Origin of the sequence: Flavobacterium frigoris PS1 (genome assembly GCF_000252125.1) — a bacterium.
GTDB classification, from domain to species: Bacteria; Bacteroidota; Bacteroidia; order Flavobacteriales; family Flavobacteriaceae; genus Flavobacterium; species Flavobacterium frigoris_A.
Window position 1 is genome coordinate 1 of sequence record NZ_AHKF01000049.1, and the last position, 4,226, is coordinate 4,226.

Below are 4,226 nucleotides of genomic sequence, written 5' to 3' on the forward strand. Positions count from 1 at the left end.
TAACCTCTTAACACCGCCCTTAAATAATAACAATAGTAGAACACCCGTAATTCTTTAATAAAAATAAAAATCGAGTGACGAGCAACGACTGACAATAATCCAAAACAGAAAAAAGCCCATTCCTTTCGGTTTGGGCTTTCATTTTGTTTTAATTTTCCATTACAACAAACAAATTAAAACTATTTCCGGTACTTCTTTATTATAAATTTAAGTACCATCGATATTCCAAAACTGACTATAGCTCCAACAGCAGCCAATAAAACAGTTTTCAAAACATCCTCCGAATGCAAATTCGGCACAACACTCAAAAAGGTTCCTCCTGCGGTACCCATTAGGGTAGGATTGCTAGTTGTCATCTCCTTTTGGATAAGGAGTTTCCCCATAGGAAGTCGTTAGCTGACTTACAGCGGATAGTACACCTCCCGCAACAGCAAAATATCCCCCTATAGAAACAACAACTACTGGTAAAGCAACTGGCGCAGTAATAACAATACTACCAACAGCAGCCAATACCAATCCAATAGTTCGTAGGGCTTTAAAAAAATTAGGTGTTGGAGCTTTGGCTCTCTTTACTATATTCATAAGTATAAAATTAAGATTGAACAATTAATGATACTATTTCTGAACCCTCCAAAGCTTTATAAACTAAACTTCTTACTTTAGCGAAAGCGCGTCGGGATTCTAAACCTAATCCTGGACCTGAAAGAGTGGACACAGGAGCAATACAACCATTCAATTCCTTCAGAGCATTATTAGCAGGATGCAATAAAATAAAACTTCTGTTTTTTACAGCAACCACTTCAATATGCCATTGAAACTTCTGGCTGTATCGCTTTCTCAATAAATAATACCCCTCAGGAATACAGGAAACTCTTTTATCATTTGCTCTCCAGGGCAATTCAATTGTAAAACAAATAAATTGACCATTACAATCAAGTTTCCCATTAGTGCCTCCTAGAAAATAAGTTCTGGACAATACCAATACCATCTTACAGTCCACTTACTTGTACCACAGCCAATGGATTATAGGCACCATTTTTCAACGGATACATTCTTCCATTTATCTCTTGGTAATATTCTACTCCAACAGCTAAAAATAATGGACTCACACTGTTTGGCGTTACTAAATTCAAATGATTAATTACAGCAGTTGCAGTCATGTCCCATGGAAGAATGGCCGTTTCCGCATTGGAGGTGACAAATGTTTCTAATTCGAAATTTATTTCAGATCCAGCAGAAATAATTTTAAAATGGGTAGTTCCTCCAGGAGCTGCAATCATATTTGCAGGTACAAAGGAAGCAAGCATCAGGGAGATTTCACCTGTAACCCTATCAATTGAACCAGCAAACGGAGCAAATAAACTGGTTCCTAATTTCCCCCCAACATTAAACTCAAATCCCACTAACAATTCTGCTTCTCCATCAATAACATTACGCAGCCCACGCTCATTAACTAAATCCGCTTGGATCACCTTGATCATGGCTTGGGTAAGTCGACTTACCATTCTACTGTCAGCAGAATTCAGAAGTAAAGTTCTTAATGCGGTTCGCAACGTTTTACCTGCCTTACCTGCTCGGCCAAATTCAGCTCCATTTTCACGTGTTCTCTGAAAAGCGGGATCGTTCGCAATTCTACTTGCATCAACACCTCCTTTTTCACGTGCCAAATGACCATCCTTGGTTTTGTAAAAAGTAATATCTCCTATAGTACCTTTTAATTTAATTATTCCATTCTGTCTTGCCATAATTACTAAAATTTAAGTTTGAAAATAATTTTACTATTCGCTCATCCTGAATATTCGTTGCAACTAAATCGGGAATGATTTCAACAAAGATTCGATCAATTAAATTACTTTTCAAAACACAGATGTCAATAATGGTACTAAAAGGCCTACAATTACCTCTTATAGTCAATCCATAAGTGATTAATTTTCATAACTTTACATTAGTTTTCGAATCAAAAGAAAGTCAATGGCCTTTGATTACGGATTAAAACAAAAAAAATGTCATGACAAGTAACATCAGGGTATGTATTTATCCAAAAGATGTACAACGTATTACTGGTAAAACATACAGACAAGCACGGTTGTATCTGCATAAGATAAAAACCAGCTTGAATAAAGAGCCACATCAACTACTCTCCATAGAAGAGTTTTGTGACTATTCAGGGCTTCAATTAAAACATGTTTTACGTTGTATAATCGGATAAGGTTTTAAGCAATTAAAAAAATCGGCTGATGCACTTTTCTAACAATGGAATACCTGTTCAATAAGCAGTTCAATTAATAGCGTAACGATCTAGAACAGATCATCTAATTTAGAGAAGAATACTTTTTTTCACAATTACTTATTTATAAGGTCTGAAGCAAAAACAACAGTAAGTTAAATCCAAATATCTCCATTCCAACGAACGACGAAAAACGGTAATCGCATAACGAATAACGATAAAAAATGGCAAAAGTAACAGCTCCATTCCTACTCAAAGGAACTATAAATGACATCAATTTTGTAATAACGGCGGATGGGGAAAATTATGCCCGAATGAAGGGAAAAACGGGAGTTACATCACATGAGTTCAAAAACAATCCTGTTTTCGACAGAATTCGCAATCAGGGACAGGAATTCGGACACTGTGTAAAAAAAGCTTCTCAATTTAGACAGCTAGCCGGACGTTTTAACATCTTAGCCAAAGACGGAAGTGTCGCGGGAAGAACAAACAAACTACTTTTCGAAATTCTCCAAGAAGACATCACCCAGCCACAAGGAAAAAGAACACTGATAGAAGGTCTAAAAACTAGGGAGGGAAAGCAGTGTTTATTGCGCTTTGAAAGCAACAAACTAAGACCTCTTGATAAGGTTCTTAAAATGGAGGAACAATATAATCTAGAGAATAAAACAGTTACGCTCACTGATCTCATCGCTAAAAAACATTTAGACTGGCCGGAAGAAGCCACCCATGTGCATTTGTCATCAGCGACAGCCAATTGGGATTTCGAAAATGACTCCTTTGATAGCTGTTATAGCGATGAAATAATACTAACCAAAGAATCCGAAAAACAAACACTAATATTACAAACTAACAAACCAATGGGAAACCATTTATACCTGATATTCTTATTCATTGGCTTTGCAAAACAAGAACGAAAAAAATATAAGATGTTACACCGAAAAAACAACACGACCACAATAATAGCCTGCTATACTCCCTAAACCTCATAACAATTTCACTGTAGTTCTTTGAACACTGAACAAAGTTTACTGATAACTGAACACTACCTCCTGTACACTGCTTACTTTTTTCTACCTTTGTTATATGTTTACAATATTTAAATCAAAACTTATACTCAAGGATTTAATTCCAGAGGGGCATATAGACATCCACTCGCATCTTTTGCCGGGTATAGATGACGGTGCACGTACGTTTGAAGACAGTTTACGACTAACCCAAGCACTTCAGGGCTTTGGGGTGACACAGATCATCACAACACCACATATCATCCAGCATGTATGGGATAATACTCATCAACAAATTATTGCCAATAAAAACAATACTGTAGCTGATTTACAAAAAAACAACATTCACCTACCTTTTCAAGCAGCGGCAGAATATTTGATGGACGATCAGTTTGTACAACTTTTTCAATCAAATGATTTATTGACCTTGAAAGATAATTATGTATTGGTCGAAATGTCGTACATCAATGCGCCCATACAATTATATTCCATTCTTTTTGACTTGCAGCTAGCTGGCTATATTCCGGTTTTAGCACACCCAGAGCGTTATTTATTTTATCACAATAATTTTAATGAATACCTAAAACTAAAAAAAGCGGGCTGCCTGTTTCAGCTCAATCTTCTGGCGGTTGTAGGTTACTACGGCGAAGGCATCGCTAAAATAGCAGAGCAATTACTTGCAAAAGGAATGTACACCTATGTAGGTTCTGATGTGCATCATGAAAAACATATTGCTGCATTTGAACAGAAAGTAAAATTGAAAGATTTGATTCCTTTAAAAGAGATAATAGCCAACAATCAGTTTTTTAAGTCGGAATAGATTTCGCTAAGAAACACCGCCTTAAATTAAAAACATCAAAAAACAATATTTGAAATTAAAAGGAGGAATGCCAGTGGCAGTCAGCTAGCAGCAGTCCACGAGTTGAAAACGAAGGACGAACGGCTTGGGCTGCGGAGCGGTACTTCAAGATAGTTTTCAAGCTTTTGTCCCG

Annotated in this window: 6 protein-coding genes; 2 read left to right on the top strand and 4 right to left on the bottom strand. The window is 36.6% G+C overall.

Going from position 1 to position 4,226, the window contains the following annotated elements:
• Positions 1 to 179: 179 nt before the first annotated feature.
• Genes HJ01_RS17525 through HJ01_RS17005 form a run of 4 tightly spaced genes read right to left on the bottom strand, consistent with a single transcriptional unit; the run spans position 180 to position 1,745 of the window.
• Positions 180 to 356 (bottom strand): hypothetical protein, encoded by a 177-nt coding sequence (locus HJ01_RS17525; protein WP_007139751.1) that lies wholly within the window; start codon positions 354 to 356, stop codon positions 180 to 182.
• Positions 346 to 582 carry a hypothetical protein gene (locus HJ01_RS16995; RefSeq protein WP_007139752.1) on the bottom strand — a complete coding sequence of 79 codons (237 nt, stop codon included), beginning with the start codon at positions 580 to 582 and terminating at the stop codon, positions 346 to 348. Before HJ01_RS16995 ends, HJ01_RS17525 begins: the two co-directional genes overlap by 11 nt.
• A gap of 10 nt (positions 583 to 592) precedes the next feature.
• Positions 593 to 988, bottom strand: a complete 396-nt coding sequence (locus HJ01_RS17000) for a DUF5675 family protein (protein ID WP_007139753.1) — start codon at positions 986 to 988, stop codon at positions 593 to 595.
• A gap of 1 nt (position 989) precedes the next feature.
• The gene (locus tag HJ01_RS17005; RefSeq protein WP_007139754.1) at positions 990 to 1,745 is read right to left on the bottom strand and encodes a hypothetical protein; all 756 of its coding nucleotides are present in this window, start codon (positions 1,743 to 1,745) and stop codon (positions 990 to 992) included.
• Between the two features lie 706 nt (positions 1,746 to 2,451).
• Here HJ01_RS17005 and HJ01_RS17010 point away from each other — a divergent pair.
• Both HJ01_RS17010 and HJ01_RS17015 read left to right on the top strand, forming a co-directional pair.
• Positions 2,452 to 3,210 (top strand): hypothetical protein, encoded by a 759-nt coding sequence (locus HJ01_RS17010; RefSeq protein ID WP_007139757.1) that lies wholly within the window; start codon positions 2,452 to 2,454, stop codon positions 3,208 to 3,210.
• Positions 3,211 to 3,313: 103 nt separating this feature from the next.
• Positions 3,314 to 4,054 carry a tyrosine-protein phosphatase gene (locus HJ01_RS17015; protein ID WP_007139758.1) on the top strand — a complete coding sequence of 247 codons (741 nt, stop codon included), beginning with the start codon at positions 3,314 to 3,316 and terminating at the stop codon, positions 4,052 to 4,054.
• Positions 4,055 to 4,226: the final 172 nt, after the last annotated feature.

Excerpts from the sequence above, each read along its gene's own strand:
- HJ01_RS17525 (WP_007139751.1), bottom strand. The coding sequence starts at position 356 with ATGACAACTAGCAATCCTACCCTAATGGGTACCGCAGGAGGAACCTTT.
- HJ01_RS16995 (WP_007139752.1), bottom strand. The coding sequence starts at position 582 with ATGAATATAGTAAAGAGAGCCAAAGCTCCAACACCTAATTTTTTTAAA.
- HJ01_RS17000 (WP_007139753.1), bottom strand. The coding sequence starts at position 988 with ATGGTATTGGTATTGTCCAGAACTTATTTTCTAGGAGGCACTAATGGG.
- HJ01_RS17005 (WP_007139754.1), bottom strand. The coding sequence starts at position 1,745 with ATGGCAAGACAGAATGGAATAATTAAATTAAAAGGTACTATAGGAGAT.
- HJ01_RS17010 (WP_007139757.1), top strand. The coding sequence starts at position 2,452 with ATGGCAAAAGTAACAGCTCCATTCCTACTCAAAGGAACTATAAATGAC.
- HJ01_RS17015 (WP_007139758.1), top strand. The coding sequence starts at position 3,314 with ATGTTTACAATATTTAAATCAAAACTTATACTCAAGGATTTAATTCCA.